This window comes from Lysobacter niastensis, assembly GCF_031457115.1.
Taxonomy (GTDB): Bacteria; Pseudomonadota; Gammaproteobacteria; order Xanthomonadales; family Xanthomonadaceae; genus Lysobacter_J; species Lysobacter_J niastensis_A.
In genome coordinates, this window is the sequence record NZ_JAVDVY010000001.1 from 551,852 (window position 1) to 568,209 (window position 16,358).

Here is a 16,358-nt window from a genome sequence, read left to right on the forward strand (position 1 = left end):
CGCGATCAGTCTTCCGCGCTGCCCTCGGCTGGCGGCGCCAGCATCGAGCGGGCCTGCTTCGACACGCTGCGCAGGTGCAGGTCCTGTTGCGGGTAGGGGATTTCGATGCCGGCTTCGACAAGCGCGGCGTGGACCCGCGTCAGCAGGGTGCTGCGGACTTTCACCCAGTTGTCGTAGTCGTGCGTCCAGGCGCGGATGGAAAAGTTGAGCGAGCTCGCGCCCAGGCCCGTGAACAGCACCGCCGGTGCCGGTTCCTTCGCCACCTGCGGCGTTTCGCTGGCCACGTGCGTCAGCAGCTCGACGACCCGATCCGGATCCGATCCGTAGGCCACGCCGAAATCGACGTCGAGTCGACGGTTCATGTCGAGCAGCGTCCAGTTGGTCACCTTCTCCGACAGCAGCGTGCCGTTGGGCACGATCACGTCGGCGCCGTCGAAGGTCTTGATGGTGGTGGCACGCATGCCGATTTCGCGCACGCGCCCGGAGGTGCCGGTGATGTCGATGACGTCGCCGGGCTGGATCGGTCGTTCGAACATCAGGATCAGCCCCGACACGAAGTTGTTGACGACGTTCTGCAGGCCGAAGCCGATACCGACGCCGAGCGCCCCGAAGACGATCGTGAGCTGGCTCACCTTGAAGCCCGCCGCGGACAGCGCGACCAGCAGGCCCAGCAGCAACAGCGCGTAATAGCTCAGCGAGGCGATGCTGTTGCCGACGCCGCGCGGCAGCGCCATCTTCGGCAGCAGTTCGTCCTGCAGCAGGACGCGGACGGTCCGGGCAGCCAGTGCCGCGATGTACAGCGAGATGAAGAACACCAGGACGTGGCCGAGGGTGATGGAGATCTCGCCAAACCCGAACTCATGCGTCAGCGCCGATTCGGCCACGGCGTAGGCGGGGCGGAAGACGCGGAACCGGGTCATCGTGAATACGACCCAGGCGATGACCGCGCCGAAGGCCAGCAGGCGGTAGACGCCTTGCAGGATGGGGGCGGCGTGGGTGCGGGTGAGCCGGAAGCGCGCGACGCTGCGCTGGGATACCAGCAACTGCAGCAGCGCGGAGATGACCGTGACGCCGGCGTACAGCACCAGGCCCATGTAGCCGCTGTCGATCACACCGCTCAGCAGCATTTCCGCCAGGGACACATTGCCGACGATATTGGAAACGGCCGACACGGCCAGCAACACGACGCTGACCATGGCGACCACATGCACGGCCTTGCCGAAACGGCCGGCGAGTCCCGAGTAATCCATGTGGCGCGCGCGCCAAAGCAACCACAGCACCAGAAACAGGGAAACGACGGCCAGGCCCAGGTAATACGAGCGATACAACACGTTGTTGGCGAGGAACAGGAAGCCCAGCCGTTCCAGGACATACAGGATCGTGGCGACGTATGGCCACGGCCCGAGCAGCCGGAAACCGTGTGGCGGCAGCAGGCGGAGCACCGGCACCAGCGCCACCAGCATCGCGAACTGCTGCAGCAGCAGCGGTGCATCGGGCTCGAACACCATCACGCCCATCATCGACAACAGCAACCACGACGACAGAGGCCGGCGCAGCACCCGCGCCGACGCCTCGCTTTGCGCAACGACGGGAACGGTCCTGCGGCTTCGGAAGCTGAGCCAGAGCAGCAGTGGAAGCAGCAGAAGCTGCAGCACGTTCAGCGCGCGCTGGTTACCGAGATTGGCCGCGCTGTATTCCTTGAGAAATCGCGTCTCGATCTCCAGGCCGGTGCGCACCGAGTCCAACGCGCCTTCCGGGGGGCCGGGCTGGTCCTTCAAATCCCACAGCACAGGTGCATCGAGACGCACCAGGCGACTGTCGATGTAGTCGATGGCGATGGCGACGGCTTTCTGGCCGCCCTCGATCCTGGATTCCAGGGCATTGGCGCGGCGGCCGAGTTGGATCAGTTTTTCGAGGGGGGGCGACAGCGCCCGCTCGGCGAGGTCGAGTTGCCTGGTGACCGCGTCGATCCGGTCGGAAAGCGCCGTGGCCATGCCACCCGTCGCCGCGGCCTTTTTGGTGGCCTCCCAGTCGGCGCGGCGTCGGGCCAGTTCGGCCGCGTCCTGCGAATAGGGTGCGCCGGCCTGTCGCATGTCCTGCTGCCAGCGATCGAACTGCCTGGCGTCGAATTTCCAATGACGCTCCAGGCTCTCCAGGCGCATCACGGGTAAGGTCTTGAGGTCGGCAGACCGGGACAGCTTCGCCTTCTCGTCGACCGAACGCTCGATCGCTTCCAGGCGCGGTAACAGGTTCCGGCTCGACGCGACAATCCGCGAGCGCTCGATCACCTCTTCGGCGAAGCGTTCATCGTCGTCGGCCCGGACCGGGATCTCCGCCATCGCAATGGCGCCCGGCCCCCTCTCTTTTTCATCGAGCAGGGCGGGCGCCTTCTGGGCCTGCGCCGACGGCACGCCGAGCAGGACCGCCAGGCACAGGACGCAGGCAAGCAATCCAAGGGGACGATGCATCCTGGCTCCGAACGGTCATTGCGGGCTGGCCACCAAGCAAACGAAAAACGACAGCCAAACATGCTCGTGTTGTCGCGGCGCACATCATGGCGGGATGCAGGGGCGCAACCGCTTCACGGGTTCGTCACGGGCCGCGAGCGACGCCGTCGGGCACGCCGGTGCCCAGTGGCGGGGGCGTGCAGCATGCATAGGGCCGGCATTCCAAGGTGTGGCCGCATGGTTTTCGGGAGACGGGCTTGACTCAGGTCAAGGGAATTCCTGCGGGTTTGCCTAACCTGTCCATATGGAAACGTCACGCCTTGCGTTCGAACCCGACCTGCTGCGCCGCTACGACCGGCCGGGCCCGCGCTACACCTCGTATCCGACAGCGCCGCAGTTCCATCTGCATTTCGGCGAAGCTGAATTGCGGCAGGCCGCCATCGCCAGCAATGGAGATCCGATCCCGCGCCGGCTGTCGCTGTACGTCCACGTGCCGTTCTGCATGAGCCCATGCTTCTACTGCGGCTGCAATCGCGTCATCACCCGCGATACGTCCCGTTCCGACGGCTACCTGGCGCGGCTGTACCGCGAGATCGACCTGACCGCGCAGCTGTTCGACCGCGATCGCGAAGTCATCCAGCTGCACTTCGGAGGCGGCACGCCCAACTTCCTGACGCCGGCACAGCTGCGCGAGGTCGTGGACACGCTGCGCCGGCAGTTCCATTTCTCCGATTCCCCCGACCGCGACATCTCCATCGAGATCGATCCGCGCTTCATCTCGCCGGACGATATCGCCGAGCTGGCCACCATCGGGTTCAACCGCGCCAGTTTCGGCGTGCAGGACTTCGACCCGGCCGTGCAGGTCGCGGTCAACCGCATCCAGAGCGTCGAGGAGACGCGTGCGGTGATCGATGCCTGCCGCGCCAGCGGATTCCGCTCGGTCAACGTGGACCTGATCTACGGGCTGCCGAAGCAGACGACGGCCGGATTCGACAAGACGCTCGACACGGTCGCGGCGATGCGCCCGGACCGCATCGCGGTGTACGGCTATGCGCACCTGCCGCACCTGTTCAAGCCGCAGCGTCAGATCGTTGCCGCGGACCTGCCGGATGCGGAGACGAGGCTGGCTCTGCTGCAGCTGGCCATCGCGAAGCTGACCGCCGCCGGCTACGAGTACATCGGCATGGACCACTTCGCCCTGCCCGACGACGATCTGGCGCGGGCGCAGGCGCGCGGCGGACTGCATCGCAACTTCATGGGCTACACCGTGCACGCAGACAGCGACCTGGTGGGACTGGGGGTGAGCGCGATCAGCCACATCGGCGACAGCTTCAGCCAGAACCCGCGCGACCTGCCGAGCTGGCAGGCCGCGCTGGACGATGGCCGCCTGCCGGTGCTTCGCGGCATGCGCCTGGACGAGGACGACCGGCTGCGCGCCGACCTGATCCAGGAGCTGATGTGCCAGGGCGAGATCCCGGTGTCCGCGCTGGAGCGGCGCTACGGCATCGACTTCGACAGCTACTTCGCCGATGCGCTCGCAAGGCTGGAGCCGCTGGTGGCCGACGGCCTGGTCCGCCGGGAGCGGGACCGGATCAGGGTGACGCCGCGCGGGCGCCTGCTATTGCGTAATATCGCGATGTGCTTCGACCGCTATCTCGACCAACCCGCCGCCGTCGCCGCGCCGAACTTCTCGCGCACGGTCTGAGCCTGTCGTGGACAAGGCTATGGAACGCGCCATGACGCAGGTGTTCCCGCGCACGGACAAGAGCATCGTGGCCGATGACGGCGACGCGCTGCATTTCTGCTCGACCTGCGCGTTCTCCCGCGCCTGCCTCGATGAGGGCATGGACAAGAGCGCGCTGATGGACCTGCACGTGCTGGTCGAGCACGTCGGGCCGTTCCACGCCGGCGAGCACGTGTTCCGCGAGGGCGATCCTTTCGACGCCATCGCCGCGGTGCGAGCCGGCACGGTCAAGACCTACGTGATCGACCGCGACGGGCGCGAGCACGTGCTCGGCTTCCACCTGCCGGGCGAGGTGATCGGACTCAACGCGATCGACGGCGATCACTACCCCTGCAACGCCGTCGCGCTGGACACGGTGATGCTGTGCCGCTTCTCGTTCCCGAAGATCGCGGTGCTGGCCACGCGCGTTCCCGGCCTGCAGCGGCAGCTGTTCCGGCTGCTCAGCCGCGACATCGGCCGCGCTGCCTTGCTGGCCGGCGACTGGTCGGCGGACCAGCGGCTCGCGGCGTTCCTGATCGGCCTGTCGCGGCGACTGGCCGCGCGCGGGTTCTCGCCCAACCGCTTCCAGCTGACGATGGCGCGTACCGACATCGCCAACTACCTGCGCCTGGCGCCGGAAACCGTCAGCCGCGTGCTGAAGCGATTCCAGGCGGACGGCCTGCTGAAGGTCGATCGCCGCGAACTGGAACTGGCCGGTCGTCCGGCGCTTGAAGCACTCGCCGCGCCCGTGCTGCGCGACTGATCAGTACCCCTAGTGGCGCTGCGCGCCGCATGCGGTTCTGCTTGACCTGAATCAAGGTGCACCGACCGGCGTCGGCCGGAACATGAGCGGGTCTAAAGGAGACTCGCCATGGGTAGTACCCGCAAGCTTTGGCTGGGCCTGGCCGCCCTGCTGATCGTTTCATTCTCGATATTGCTATGGGCCGGCGGCGAGATATTCCGCGCCGCGCCCCCCATGCCCGATGCGGTGGTCACGCAGGAAGGCAAAACCCTCTACACACGGGCCGACATCGAACGCGGCCGCCAGGTGTGGCAATCGATGGGCGGCATGCAGCTGGGCTCCATCTGGGGCCACGGCGGCTACGTGGCCCCCGACTGGAGCGCGGACTGGCTGCATCGCGAAGCCACCGCGGTGCTCGACATCTGGGCACGGGCCGATGGCGGCATGGCCTCGTACCAGGCGCTTCCGCCGGAAACGCAGGCCGCCCTGCGCGGCCGCCTGGAAGCATCGATGCGGCGCAATACCTTCGATGAGGCCACGCGAAAGATCGTGGTGGACCACGATCGCGCGCTGGCCATGTCCAACGTCGCCGCCCACTACGAAAGCCTGTTCGGCAACGACCCGGCCACGCAGGAGTTGCGCGAGGCCTATGCGATGAAGGAGGGCACGGTGCCCGACGCCGAGCATCGGCGCGCGCTGACCGCATTCTTCTGGTGGACGTCGTGGGCCGCGGGCACCGAACGACCGCGTGAGGAAGGCGATGCGGCGGCGGGTGCGAACGGCACGGCCAACAAAGGCGTGACCTACACCAACAACTGGCCCAGCGAGCCGCTGATCGGCAACACGCCGCCCGCGCCGTTGTGGACGTGGTCGGTCTTCAGCGCGCTGTTCCTGATCGCGGGCATCGGGTTGCTCGGCTGGTACCACGCGCGAACGCACGACAACGAGAGCCCGGTGAAGCTGCCGGCCTCCGATCCACTGGCCTCGCTGCGCATCACTCCCTCGATGCGCGCCACCGCCAAGTACTTCTGGGTCGTGCTGGCGCTGTTCCTGACGCAGATTCTGCTCGGCGCGATCACAGCGCATTACCAGGTTGAAGGCCAGCAGGCCTACGGCTATGCGCTGTCCAACGTGCTGCCGTACTCGATCACCCGCACCTGGCATACCCAGCTGGCGGTGCTGTGGATCGCGGTGGCGTGGCTCGGCACCGGCCTGTACATCGCGCCGGCATTGTCGGGGCATGAACCGAAGTTCCAGAGGCTCGGCGTCAATTTCCTGTTCGTCTGCCTGCTGGTCATCGTGGTCGGCGCATTCGCCGGACAGTGGCTGGCAGTGATGCAGAAGCTCGGCCTGGCCAACAACTTCTGGTTCGGCCACCAGGGCTGGGAATATGCCGACATGGGGCGCTTCTGGCAGTGGTTCCTCTTCATCGGCCTGCTGTTGTGGCTCACGCTGGTCGGTCGCGCGTTGTGGCCGGTGTTGCGCGCTCCGAAGAACGAGACCAAGGCGATCGTGGGCCTGTTGTTCCTGTCCACCGTCTGCATCGGCCTTTTCTTCGGCGCGGCGCTGATGTGGGGCGAGCACACGCATATCTCCGAGGTCGAGTACTGGCGTTGGTGGCTGGTGCATCTGTGGGTGGAAGGATTCTTCGAGGTGTTCGCCACCGCGGTGATGGCGCTGATCTTCGTCAAGCTCGGACTGGTGCAGGCGAAATCGGCTACGACCGCCGTGCTGTTCGCGACGATCGTGTTCATGTCCGGCGGGGTGCTCGGCACGCTGCACCACCTGTACTTCGTCGGCACGCCGACGGCGGTGGTGGCCCTGGGCGCGAGCTTCAGCGCGCTGGAAGTGGTGCCGCTGGCCTACATCGGCTTCGAGGCGCATCACACGTGGAAGCTTGGCAAGTCGACGCCGTGGATGGCCCGTTACCGCTGGCCGATCCTGTTCTTCCTCGCGGTCTCGTTCTGGAACCTGGTGGGCGCGGGGCTGTTCGGCTTCCTGATCAACCCGCCGCTGTCGCTGTACTTCATGCAGGGCCTGAACCTGACGCCATTGCACGGCCACACTGCCTTGTTCGGCGTGTACGGCATGCTCGGAATCGCGCTGATGCTGTTCTGCATGCGCGGCCTGCGCGGGCAGATGCATTGGGACACCCGCGCGCTGAAGACTTCGTTCTGGTGTCTCAATATCGGCCTGGCGCTGATGGCGCTGCTCACCTTGCTGCCGCTGGGAACGATGCAGCTGCTGGCGGCGATCGAGCACGGTTATGCCTACGCGCGCTCCGCCGAGTTCATGCAGCAGCCCATCGTCGACATGCTGATCTGGATGCGCGTACCGGGCGATACGATCTTCAGCGTCGGCGCGATCGCGATGGCCTGGTTCGTGTTCCGGCTGTGGGTGGCGCCGCGGCCCGCAGCCGAACTGGACGGCGTGAAGGCGCCCGAGCACTGAAGCGTCACTCCCACGCAAGGATGAGCCCCCGAAGCCTCCGGCCTTGTGCCGGAGGTTTCCCTTTGTATCCTGCCCGTGTCCCCGGCCTGACCTGGATCAAGGCAACGAACTCGCGCCGGCCGGACACTGCCGGCATGAACAGGCTCCCCGCTCCGTCGATCGCATCGCTCTCGCCCCGGCTTCTCGCACAGGCACCGCATCGGCTGTTGTTCTTCATCGGTGCCAGCAACCTGTTGCTGGCGATGGCCTGGTGGGCGGCCTGGTTGGCCGGCCAGCGTTGGCCGGCGTTGTCGATGCCGCAGCCGGCTCAATACGCAGGCTGGTTGCATGCGTTCGTGATGCAGTACCAGGTGCTGGCCAGTTTCATATTCGGCTTCCTGCTGACCGTGTTTCCACGCTGGATGGGGCTGCGCGAACTGGAGCGATGGCGCTACCTGCCGGTCGGGATCGGCGTGTTCGGCGGGCAGTTGGCGACGCTGCTCGGCGCGATGGGTTGGGAGGCCGGCATCTTCGTGGGACTGGTGATGACGCTGGCGGGATGGATCGCGGTCATCGCCACGATCGGGCCGTTGTTGTGGCGTGAGAAAGGCACGACCTGGCACGCGCGCGCCTGCTTCGCGGCGCTGTGCATGGGCCTGGCGGGATTGCTGGCGTGGACCGCGTTCGTACTCGGCGCGTCGCCGTTGTGGGCCTTCGCCAGCATGAAGATCGGCGGGTACGGTTTGCTGCTGCCGGTCTATCTTTCCGTCGCGCATCGGATGTTCCCGTTCTTCGCCAGCAATGTCGTGCCGGGCTACAAGCCGTGGAAACCGCTGTGGGTGCTCGCGCTCGCGCTGGCGTTGTGCCTGGCGCATCTCGCGCTGGAGCTGGTGCATGCCTATGCGTGGCTGTGGATGGTCGACGTCGCCTTGCTGGCGCTGACCGGCACCATGTTGTGGCGCTGGTGGCCACAAGGACCCAAGCCGGCGCTGCTGACGGTGCTGTTCCTGGGAATGGCGTGGTTGCCGCTGGCCTTCGCGCTGTACGCGACGCAGAGCATCGCCTATTCGCTGACCGGGGTGTTCGTGCTCGGCCGCGCGCCGGCGCATGCCTTGTTCATCGGATTCTTCGGCAGCGTGCTGGTGGCGATGGTGACCCGTGTGACGCAAGGACATTCGGGACGCGCGCTGGTGATGCCGGGCGTGGCCTGGTTCGCGTTCATCGCGATCCAGGTCGTGGCGGTGCTGCGCGTGTTCGCCGAGGTGGCGCCCGATCCGATGCGTTGGCATGTGATCGCCGCGCTCGGCTGGCTGCTGGCACTGACGCCGTGGGTGGCGCGGCTGGGCTGGATCTATCTGAGCCCGCGCACCGACGGCAAGCCGGGTTGAGGTGACACGGGAATGCTCGAGTTCTACGCGCAGATCAAATGGGCCCACGTTGCGGCCGTGCTCGCCAGCGGAAGCCTGTTCCTGTTGCGCGGCCTGCTGGTGCAGTTGAACCAGCCGCGCCTGGCGATGGCCGCGCCGCTGCGTTACCTGAGCTATTCCATCGACACCGTGCTGCTGACCGCGGCGCTGATGCTGCTGACGATCCTGCCCGGCGCGATGTTCGCCAACGGCTGGCTGGCGGTGAAGCTGTCGCTGCTGGTGGTGTATGTCGGGCTGGGCACGTTTGCGCTCAAGCGCGGACAAACGGTGCAGACGCGCCGCACCTGCTACGTGCTTGCGTTGCTCGTGTTTGCTTTCATGACGACCGTCGCCCGTGCCCACCATCCACTGGGCGCCGTATGGCTGTGGCTCGCCTAGCGGCTTGACGCACGTCAAGCGCACCGAAGGTTCCTGCCCAGGCCAAATGGCCATTTGATCTCGGTCAATCCGTTGGAAGTTCCGTAGGAACACCCTACGCCCCAAGCCGGCCACGACGGCCGGGACAACGAGAACCGAAGGGGTAATGCGATGCGACGTGCCAGCCGCAATCTAGTCATCGCCACCGCCGTCGCCATCGCCCTGGCTCTGCCAGGCTGCCGAGACGCCGGGGATGCCGAAACTTCCACAGACAAAGCCGCCGCCGCAAGCGACGAAACCGGCGGCTCCGCCAAGGGCGACTTCGGGCCACCGCAGGGCCAGCCAGTCGATGCGGTGCTGACGCAACCGCCGCAGGTGCCTCCGGCGACCGGCCGCAAGGCGCCGGCAAAAGTGATCGTCAAGCTAGACGTGATCGAGAAGGAGATGCCGATCTCCGAGGGCGTCACCTATACGTTCTGGACCTTCGGCGGCACGGTGCCCGGCAGCTTCATCCGCGTGCGCCAGGGCGACACGGTGGAATTCCACCTGCGCAACATGCCCGAGTCGAAGATGCCCCACAACATCGACCTGCACGGCGTCACCGGTCCCGGTGGCGGCGCGGCATCGAGCTTCACCGCGCCGGGACATTCTTCCCGCTTCACGTTCAAGGCGCTCAACGCAGGCCTGTACGTCTATCACTGCGCCACCGCGCCGGTGGGCATGCATGTCGCCAACGGCATGTACGGCCTGATCCTGGTCGAACCGCCGGAAGGCTTGCCGCCGGTCGATCGCGAGTACTACGTGATGCAGGGCGACTTCTACACGACCGGCAAATATCGCGAGAAGGGCCTGCAGCCGTTCGACATGGAGAAGGCGATCGAGGAGCACCCGACCTACGTGCTGTTCAACGGCAGCGAGGGCGCGCTGACCGGCGACAAGGCGCTGACGGCGAAGACGGGCGAGACCGTGCGCCTGTTTGTTGGCAACGGTGGCCCCAACCTGGTGTCGAGCTTCCACGTGATCGGCGAGATCTTCGACAAGGTCTGGTTCGAGGGTGGCACCCGCTTCCAGGAGAACGTGCAGACCACGCTGATTCCGTCAGGCGGCGCGGCAATGATGGACTTCCGCCTCGAGGTCCCCGGCAGCTACGTGCTGGTCGACCACAGCATCTTCCGCGCCTTCAACAAGGGGGCGCTGGCGATCCTCAAGGCCGACGGCGCGGACAACAAGGCGATCTACTCAGGCAAGGAAGTCGACTACGTTTACCTGGGCGACCGCGCCCAGCCCAACATGAAGGCCGTTGCCACGGCCGCGGCATCGGCCAAGGTGGGCGAGTTGACGGTCGAGGAGCAGATCAAGGCGGGACAGGCCTTGTTCGCAGGCACCTGCTCGACCTGTCACCAGCCCAACGGCGAGGGACTTGAAGGCGTGTTCCCGCCGCTGGCGGGCTCGAGTTACATCAAGGCCGACCCGAAGGCGGTGCCGCGCGTCATGCTCCATGGCCTGCAGGGGCCGGTGAACGTCAACGGCAAGGATTACAACTCGGTGATGCCGCCGATGACGCAGCTCACCGACGACGAAGTGGCCAACATCGCCACCTACGTGCTCAACAGCTGGGGCAACCCGGGCGGCAAGGTGACCAATGCGGAAGCCGCGCAGATCCGCCAAGCCAAGCCGGCCAACGCGTCGGAAGGTCACTGACCGATGCGCCGCCTGGCCGCCACGCTGATGGTCTTGCTGCCGATCGCCGGCATTGCCGGCGGCGTCACGGCCAGCCGCTACGTCGGGCTGCCAGGCGGCACGTTCCGCTCCGCGCTGCAGTACGAGGATGCCAAGGCAGGCGTGCGCATCGCGCCGTTCGCGCTGATGCGCGAGCCGGTGACCAACGCGCAGTTCCTCGCGTTCGTGACGAAGCATCCGCAATGGCGACGCGATCGCGCCGCCAGCGTGTTCGCCGAGTCGCGCTATCTCTCACACTGGCGCTCGGCCACCGAGTTGGGGCCGGCCGCGCTGCCGCAGCAACCGGTGACCTGGGTGAGCTGGTTCGCCGCCGATGCCTACTGCCAGTCGATCGGCGCGCACCTGCCGACATGGTCGCAGTGGGAGTACGCCGCCGCGGCCGACGAGACGCGGCGGGATGCTCGCCAGGATCCGGCATGGCGCGAGCGCATCCTCGCCTGGTACTCGCGCCCGTCGAACACGGCGCTGCCCAGGACCGGACTGCAGACGCCGAACGCATACGGCGTGCAGGACCTGCACGGCCTGGTGTGGGAGTGGACCGAAGATTATTCCGCGCTGCTGGTGTCGGGCGACAACCGCAACCAGGGCGATGCCGACACGGCGAAATTCTGCGGCGCGGGCGCGCTGTCGATGGACGACCGCGAGAACTATGCGGTGCTGATGCGCGTGGCGATGCTGTCCTCGCTCGAAGGTGCCGACGCCACAGCCAACCTTGGCTTCCGTTGCGCCAGGAGCGCGAAATGAAACCAGTCGTCCTGAAACTCCTGACCATCGCGGCGCTCGCCGCTTCCGCCGCTTCCGCGGCTACGCCGGCCGCGCCCGGCGTTGGCCTGAAAGCCCCGGCGCCGTTGCCGAGCGATTCGGTCTACCAGTTGCCACTGCCCCTGACCGACCAGGACGGCCGCACCGCCGACTGGCGGCAGAACCGCGGCAAGCCGCAACTCGTGTCGATGTTCTATACCTCGTGCCAATACATCTGCCCGCTGATCGTCGATTCCGGAAAAGCGATTGAGCGACAACTGACGCCGACGCAGCAGAAGCGTGTCGGCATCGTGCTGATCAGCATGGACCCGGCGCGCGACAACCCTGCTGCGCTTCGCTCGGTCGTCGACAAGCGCAAGCTGGACACGCAACGCTGGACACTGGCCGCTCCGCCGGTCGCCGACGTGCGCGCGGCGGCCGGCGTGCTCGGCATCCGCTACCGCCACCTCGCCGATGGCGAGTTCAACCACACCAGTGCGCTCGTGCTGCTCGATGCCGATGGCCGCGTCCTGGCTCGCACCGAACAGATGGGCAGCAGACCCGACCCGGAATTCATCGAAGCCGTGCGCCGTGCGGCTTCAACACCCTGACCGTTCCCGCTTTTTATCAATCCCGATTTGGAGATCATTGATGAAGTACACCCGCAGCATCCTGAGCGCCGTCACACTGATGTGCGCCGCATCGTTCGCCCATGCCGCGCCCAACTGCACGATCAAGTTGCAGGGCGATGACCGCATGCAGTTCGACCAGAAATCGATCACGGTGTCGGCAGCATGCCCGACCATCACGATCGAGCTGACGCATGCCGGCAAGCTCGCCGCGCAGGTCATGGGGCACAACGTCGTAATCAGCAAGACACCGGACGTGGCCGCCGTTGCCGCCGATGGCATGAAGGCCGGCGCCGCCGCGGGTTATGTGCAAAAGGCAGACGCGCGCGTCATCGCCGCCACGCCCGTTGTCGGTGGCGGCGCGAAGACGACGGCGAAATTCGCGGGCAGCAAGCTCAAGGCCGGCGGCGACTACACCTTTTTCTGCTCGTTCCCGGGCCACTCGTCCATCATGAAAGGCGTGCTGGTGGTTACGAAGTGATGGACCGAACATGAAAAAACGGCCGCGCGTGAGCGGGGCCGTTTCCTATTGGGAACCGTGGGCGGGATTCCACAGCGGGTCAGAGGATTTCAGGCGCCCGATGCGGCTGGAACAGCCTGGGTTCCTCATCGAACGCCACCCACTGAAAGCGATCGCACAGATCCTGCACCGCCGTCGAGTAATCCGTTCGCAGGGAACAGCGCATGGACAGCCAGGCGCCCTGCGCCGGGTCGTCATGCAATCGAAATTCCGCCCAGCCCTGGTCGAGCTCGGCAGTGGCTTCCGTGCCGGACGTCCAACGCAATCCCGGCAACGCTTGGTTGAGAGCTGCGATGGCTTCGTTCGCGCGCAATGGCAATACCGATGCAGCGTCGAGCTCCTTCGCCGCCAAGGGCAGGTGATGGGGCTTCATGAACGAATACGAGTAGGCCATGGCTGGGAAGTATCCCGATGCCTGATGGAGACGATGGATGCAACCATCTGGCCCGCGCCATTGCAAGCGGTGCCAAAAACAAGACAGCCCCGCGTGAGCGGGGCTGTCTGGACTGCCGGAGTCTGCGCTCAGTGGTGCAGCAGGATGTCGGCGATGATGCCGGTCGCCACCGCGATGAGGACGTATCGGCCATCGTCGCTGCGCACCCAGCGATGGCCGGGCGGCGGCGGGGCCAGGTCGTAATGGCGGTAGTCATCGACGTAGATGCGACGCTCCACGTACACCACGCCGCGTCGGTAATCCTTGTGCCAGCCCTTGTGCTTGCCGGGCGGATGGCCGTCGTGGTCGTCGTTGTAACCGTGGTCGTCGTCACGATCGTGGTGCTTGGGGCCCTTGGCGAAGGCCATGGGCGACAGGAAAACAAAGCCGATCAGGACGGCGGACAGCAGGCGTTTCATGGATCCCCCAGGTTTTTCGGTTTGGCGCTGCGATCCTATGATGCCGCCGGCTTTTGTCTCGATCGCGATGGGGAAACATTGACGGCCGTCGCTGTTCTGCGATGACGTCCTTCATCGCGCCTTTAGGAAAGCGCTTTCTGGCGCTCGCAAGGACCGGGGCGGCGCGACGGGCCCAGACCGCGCGTCGCCCCGGCAATCTCCCTGACGAGGAGGGCGCCAGTGTCAGGCGACGCCGTCGCAAGGACCGAGACTGGGCACATCGGCGGGCATGACGAACGATGCAGAGCGCGCCCGGCCCCATGTCCTACACTCGCCGGACATATCACCAGGGGGAAGGGGATGAAGCTTCGTGCAGTGGTGGCCCTGACGGGCCTGTCCGTGGGCCTGTTGTCCGCCATCGCCAGCCAGGCCCAGCAGGCGCCGCCGCCAGCCGCCGCGAGCCCGGCGAAGGTGTTGAAGGCGGCGCACCTGTTCGATGGCCGCAGCGGACGCCTGGAGTCGCCGGGCCTGCTGGTGGTGCAGGGCAACCGCATCGTCGGTGTCGGCTCGGCGGCTCCGGTACCGGCCGATGCGCAGGTGATCGACCTGGGCGACGCCACCCTGCTGCCCGGTTTCATCGACGCCCACACCCACATCGCCTCCGACCACGACGACAACTGGGCGCAGGGTTTCTACGACAACATGCTGCGCTTCCCCGTGGAGCAGTCGTTCCATGCGGGCCGCAACGCCAAGGCGACGCTGCAGGCCGGCGTCACCACGGCGCGCGAGGTCGGCGCGCCGGACTTCGTCGACGTGGCCCTGCGCAATGCCATCAACGGCGGCCTGGCCGAAGGCCCGCGACTGCTCGTCGCCGGCCACGCCATCGGCTCGACCGGTGGACACTGCGACAGCTCGCCGTTCCCACCCGACCGGGTCAAGCCGGCCGGCACGCTGGAAGGCGTCTGCAACAGCCCCGACGAATGCAAGCTGGCGGTGCGCGAGCAGATGAAGTTCGGCGCCGACGTCATCAAGATCTGCGCATCGGGCGGCGTGCTGTCCGAAGCCGATCCGGTCGATGTGCCGCAGCTGACGCCCGCCGAGCTGTCGGCGATCATCACCGAGGCGCACACCTGGGGCCGCAAGGTCGCCGCGCACAGCCACGGCGACGTGGCCGCCCGGCAGGCGGTCGAGGCCGGCGTGGATTCGATCGAGCACGGCAGCTTCCTGACCACGCAGACGCTGCAGCTGATGAAGAAGAAGGGCACCTATCTGGTGCCGACGCGCATGACCCAGGTCTGGGTGGTCGACAAGGCCAACACCTATCCGCCCAAGATCGGCGAGAAGGCCCGTGCCGCCGGTGCCGCGCACACGAAGATGTTCAAGGAGGCGCTGCGCATCGGCGTTCCGATCGCGCTGGGCACCGATGCCGCGGTGTATCCGCACGGTCTGAACGCCCAGGAGTTCGGCGACATGGTCGATCTGGGCATGAGCCCGGCCGCGGCGCTGATGACCAGCAGCCAGGGGTCGGCGAAGCTGCTTGGCGTGGACGGCGAGACCGGTACGCTCGAAGCGGGCAAGTTTGCCGACATCGTCGCCGTGCCGGGCAACGTGCTGGAGAACATCCGAGCGACCGAGAAGCCTGTGCTGGTGATGAAGCAGGGCACGGTCGTACGCGGAGGCGCGCAGTAAGCCGGGGCGCGCAGCAAGCCGGACAGCCTGAAGCCGTCATCCCGGCGAGCGCCGGGATCCATCTGCTGTTGCTAGCGGCCGGCTGGCCTGGTCCAGCAGGCGCTCCCGCGAAAAGCCGCCCTCATCCGCCCTTCGGGCACCTTCTCCCGCAAGCGGGAGAAGGACTCTCAAGGGAGCGGGCTCCGGGTGAAGAAAACGCCTTACGCCCCAACGCGCCTGCGCACTTCCCCGATATCCCGCACCGGCCGTACCTCGATCGAGCCGGTCTGCGTCCACGGGAATTCCTGTGCGATGCGCACGGCTTCGTCCATGTCCTCGGCCTCGATCAGGTTGAAGCCGGCGAAAACTTCCTTGGCCTCGGCGAACGGGCCGTCGGTGATGGCCACCTTGCCGCTGCGCGTGCGCACCGAGCGTGCCGTTGAAGGCAATTCCAGCTGCTGGAAGTCGAGCAGCTTGCCGCTGGCCTGCATGTCGTCGGCGTGCTGCAGGCAGCCGCGCATCATCGATTCGAATTCGCCTTCGGGCAGCGCCTCCAGCAGCGCCGGATCGGTGTAGACCATCAGCAGGAATTTCATCGGATCTCTCGACGGGGGGGCGTCCGCATTGTGCCGGCAAGGCGCGGGCATGTCGCCACGTCGTGGCAGGAGCCAATGATTCGCCCGCTGACGGGATGATTCTTCCCTGATCGGGCGGCTTATCGTTCGCCGGCGCGCGTCCTAACCTGTCGACTCCCCCACTTCTCCCATGTCGCCATGCTGACTCCCAGGCAAGCGCAGCTCGCATTCACGCCGCTGATGGTGACCGCGATGTCGGGCGTCATCAGTTTCGCGATGACCCTGTTGAATCACGGCGCGGAGCCCGGTCTGCTGCGGGTGTGGTTGCAGCAGTGGCCGGTGGCGTTCGCGGTCGCGTTGCCGGCGGCGCTGGTGATCGTGCCGGGCATGCGCGCTTTGCTGGCGCGGCTGACACGGGCCGACGCGTCAGACAGGGCGCGTCGGCTGGGCAGCATGGGCTGATCGCAGGCACGTGGAGCACGCCGTGGACGATCAAACGCTCGACAGTGACGCACTCCGCTACGATGG

15 protein-coding genes are annotated in these 16,358 nt (G+C 66.5%); 11 read left to right on the top strand and 4 right to left on the bottom strand.

Annotated elements, in window-relative coordinates:
• Window positions 1-5: 5 nt before the first annotated feature.
• On the bottom strand, window positions 6-2,468 hold the full coding sequence (locus J2X06_RS02605; RefSeq protein ID WP_310057893.1) for a mechanosensitive ion channel family protein: 2,463 nt from the start codon (window positions 2,466-2,468) through the stop codon (window positions 6-8).
• Window positions 2,469-2,751: 283 nt separating this feature from the next.
• Between J2X06_RS02605 and hemN the strand changes: the two genes are divergently transcribed.
• The 9 genes from hemN to azu all read left to right on the top strand — a co-directional run bounded on the left by hemN (window position 2,752) and on the right by azu (window position 12,717).
• The gene (hemN, locus tag J2X06_RS02610; protein ID WP_310057896.1) at window positions 2,752-4,152 is read left to right on the top strand and encodes an oxygen-independent coproporphyrinogen III oxidase; all 1,401 of its coding nucleotides are present in this window, start codon (window positions 2,752-2,754) and stop codon (window positions 4,150-4,152) included.
• Between the two features lie 31 nt (window positions 4,153-4,183).
• Entirely contained in the window at window positions 4,184-4,933 is a 750-nt protein-coding gene (locus J2X06_RS02615) for a cyclic nucleotide-binding domain-containing protein (RefSeq protein ID WP_310057899.1), read from the top strand.
• Between the two features lie 108 nt (window positions 4,934-5,041).
• Window positions 5,042-7,363, top strand: coding sequence for a nitric-oxide reductase large subunit (locus tag J2X06_RS02620; RefSeq protein ID WP_310057901.1), 2,322 nt, complete (start codon window positions 5,042-5,044; stop codon window positions 7,361-7,363).
• Between the two features lie 134 nt (window positions 7,364-7,497).
• The gene (locus J2X06_RS02625; RefSeq protein ID WP_310057903.1) at window positions 7,498-8,730 is read left to right on the top strand and encodes an NnrS family protein; all 1,233 of its coding nucleotides are present in this window, start codon (window positions 7,498-7,500) and stop codon (window positions 8,728-8,730) included.
• Window positions 8,731-8,742: 12 nt separating this feature from the next.
• Window positions 8,743-9,147, top strand: a complete 405-nt coding sequence (locus tag J2X06_RS02630; RefSeq protein ID WP_310057906.1) for a SirB2 family protein — start codon at window positions 8,743-8,745, stop codon at window positions 9,145-9,147.
• 150 nt (window positions 9,148-9,297) lie between these two features.
• Window positions 9,298-10,827: a copper-containing nitrite reductase gene (gene nirK / locus J2X06_RS02635; RefSeq protein WP_310057909.1), complete on the top strand. Its 1,530-nt coding sequence runs from the start codon at window positions 9,298-9,300 to the stop codon at window positions 10,825-10,827.
• A gap of 3 nt (window positions 10,828-10,830) precedes the next feature.
• Complete coding sequence (locus J2X06_RS02640; RefSeq protein WP_310057912.1) at window positions 10,831-11,610, top strand: formylglycine-generating enzyme family protein; 780 nt, start codon at window positions 10,831-10,833, stop codon at window positions 11,608-11,610.
• Entirely contained in the window at window positions 11,607-12,218 is a 612-nt protein-coding gene (locus J2X06_RS02645; protein ID WP_310057915.1) for an SCO family protein, read from the top strand. The genes J2X06_RS02640 and J2X06_RS02645 overlap by 4 nt, the downstream gene beginning before the upstream one ends.
• Before the next feature lie 40 nt (window positions 12,219-12,258).
• Window positions 12,259-12,717: an azurin gene (gene azu, locus J2X06_RS02650; RefSeq protein WP_310057917.1), complete on the top strand. Its 459-nt coding sequence runs from the start codon at window positions 12,259-12,261 to the stop codon at window positions 12,715-12,717.
• A 79-nt stretch (window positions 12,718-12,796) separates the two neighbouring features.
• On the opposite strand, the gene J2X06_RS02655 is transcribed toward azu, so the two are convergent.
• Together J2X06_RS02655 and J2X06_RS02660 are read right to left on the bottom strand one after the other, a co-directional pair.
• Window positions 12,797-13,150 carry a hypothetical protein gene (locus J2X06_RS02655; protein ID WP_310057920.1) on the bottom strand — a complete coding sequence of 118 codons (354 nt, stop codon included), beginning with the start codon at window positions 13,148-13,150 and terminating at the stop codon, window positions 12,797-12,799.
• 128 nt (window positions 13,151-13,278) lie between these two features.
• Window positions 13,279-13,608 (bottom strand): RcnB family protein, encoded by a 330-nt coding sequence (locus J2X06_RS02660; protein WP_310057924.1) that lies wholly within the window; start codon window positions 13,606-13,608, stop codon window positions 13,279-13,281.
• Between the two features lie 339 nt (window positions 13,609-13,947).
• Here J2X06_RS02660 and J2X06_RS02665 point away from each other — a divergent pair, with 339 nt between their 5' ends.
• The gene (locus tag J2X06_RS02665) at window positions 13,948-15,276 is read left to right on the top strand and encodes a metal-dependent hydrolase family protein (RefSeq protein ID WP_310057926.1); all 1,329 of its coding nucleotides are present in this window, start codon (window positions 13,948-13,950) and stop codon (window positions 15,274-15,276) included.
• A gap of 200 nt (window positions 15,277-15,476) precedes the next feature.
• Here J2X06_RS02665 and J2X06_RS02670 read toward each other — a convergent pair whose 3' ends face one another.
• Window positions 15,477-15,851: a YciI family protein gene (locus J2X06_RS02670; protein ID WP_310057929.1), complete on the bottom strand. Its 375-nt coding sequence runs from the start codon at window positions 15,849-15,851 to the stop codon at window positions 15,477-15,479.
• Between the two features lie 177 nt (window positions 15,852-16,028).
• On the opposite strand from J2X06_RS02670, the gene J2X06_RS02675 reads away from it, so the two are divergent.
• Entirely contained in the window at window positions 16,029-16,292 is a 264-nt protein-coding gene (locus tag J2X06_RS02675; protein WP_310057932.1) for a DUF2798 domain-containing protein, read from the top strand.
• Window positions 16,293-16,358: the final 66 nt, after the last annotated feature.

Bases quoted from the DNA above. Each gene is read 5' to 3' on its own strand.
- J2X06_RS02675 (WP_310057932.1), top strand. From the start codon at position 16,029: ATGCTGACTCCCAGGCAAGCGCAGCTCGCATTCACGCCGCTGATGGTG.
- J2X06_RS02630 (WP_310057906.1), top strand. From the start codon at position 8,743: ATGCTCGAGTTCTACGCGCAGATCAAATGGGCCCACGTTGCGGCCGTG.
- J2X06_RS02670 (WP_310057929.1), bottom strand. From the start codon at position 15,851: ATGAAATTCCTGCTGATGGTCTACACCGATCCGGCGCTGCTGGAGGCG.
- J2X06_RS02625 (WP_310057903.1), top strand. From the start codon at position 7,498: ATGAACAGGCTCCCCGCTCCGTCGATCGCATCGCTCTCGCCCCGGCTT.
- J2X06_RS02655 (WP_310057920.1), bottom strand. From the start codon at position 13,150: ATGGCCTACTCGTATTCGTTCATGAAGCCCCATCACCTGCCCTTGGCG.
- J2X06_RS02605 (WP_310057893.1), bottom strand. From the start codon at position 2,468: ATGCATCGTCCCCTTGGATTGCTTGCCTGCGTCCTGTGCCTGGCGGTC.
- hemN (WP_310057896.1), top strand. From the start codon at position 2,752: ATGGAAACGTCACGCCTTGCGTTCGAACCCGACCTGCTGCGCCGCTAC.
- J2X06_RS02615 (WP_310057899.1), top strand. From the start codon at position 4,184: ATGACGCAGGTGTTCCCGCGCACGGACAAGAGCATCGTGGCCGATGAC.
- nirK (WP_310057909.1), top strand. From the start codon at position 9,298: ATGCGACGTGCCAGCCGCAATCTAGTCATCGCCACCGCCGTCGCCATC.
- J2X06_RS02660 (WP_310057924.1), bottom strand. From the start codon at position 13,608: ATGAAACGCCTGCTGTCCGCCGTCCTGATCGGCTTTGTTTTCCTGTCG.
- J2X06_RS02620 (WP_310057901.1), top strand. From the start codon at position 5,042: ATGGGTAGTACCCGCAAGCTTTGGCTGGGCCTGGCCGCCCTGCTGATC.
- J2X06_RS02640 (WP_310057912.1), top strand. From the start codon at position 10,831: ATGCGCCGCCTGGCCGCCACGCTGATGGTCTTGCTGCCGATCGCCGGC.
- J2X06_RS02645 (WP_310057915.1), top strand. From the start codon at position 11,607: ATGAAACCAGTCGTCCTGAAACTCCTGACCATCGCGGCGCTCGCCGCT.
- J2X06_RS02665 (WP_310057926.1), top strand. From the start codon at position 13,948: ATGAAGCTTCGTGCAGTGGTGGCCCTGACGGGCCTGTCCGTGGGCCTG.
- azu (WP_310057917.1), top strand. From the start codon at position 12,259: ATGAAGTACACCCGCAGCATCCTGAGCGCCGTCACACTGATGTGCGCC.